1 protein-coding gene is annotated in these 602 nt (G+C 61.0%); it reads left to right on the top strand.

All coding sequences use genetic code 11. The features are described from left to right. The coding region (locus NW837_RS15745) for a proteasome accessory factor PafA2 family protein (RefSeq protein ID WP_414332646.1) at window positions 1–572 on the top strand (572 nt) is incomplete at its 5' end. Between the last annotated feature and the right edge of the window lie 30 nt (window positions 573–602).

Genomic DNA, 602 nt, shown 5'->3' with positions numbered 1-602 from the left:
CGACTCGCAAGTGGATTGTCACGCTGCTGGACGGCAGCACCATGTCGGCAATCGACATCCAGCGCGCTTACTTGCAACTCGCCCAGAAACGCTTCGCAGGGCGCGACCCCGAAACCGACTGGGTGCTGCAGGAGTGGGAGTATGTGCTGGACACCTTAGAGACCGACCCCGAAAAACTGGAAGACCGCATCGACTGGCTCATTAAGTTGCGCATCTTGCGCGAGTATATGGAGGAGACGGGCGCGCAGTGGGGCGACGACGCACTGCACTCGATTGACATGGAGTACCACAACATCAACCCCGAACAGGGGCTGTATTACGCGCTGCAGCAGATGGGCGAAGTGAAGCGTGTGGTGGACGATGTCCAAATCGAAGCGGGCGTCACCACGCCGCCGAGCGACACACGCGCCTGCGCACGCGGCTTCGTCATCAAGCGACTCGCCGAACGCCGCTACAACCGCTACTACATCGACTGGGATATTGTGTATGTGGATCGCAACCGCCAGGTGGACATGCGCGACCCGTTCAACACCTACATGCGCGAGGCGGAGCGGTTCGTGGTGATGCTGTAGCGCCACTCGTAGTAGGTCGCCGCCGCCAGC

Source organism: Synechococcus sp. R6-10 (assembly GCF_047461815.1).
GTDB lineage: Bacteria > Cyanobacteriota > Cyanobacteriia > Thermostichales > Thermostichaceae > Thermostichus.
Note: the sequence above shows the minus strand (reverse complement) of the source record. Positions and strands in the feature narration are given on the sequence as shown.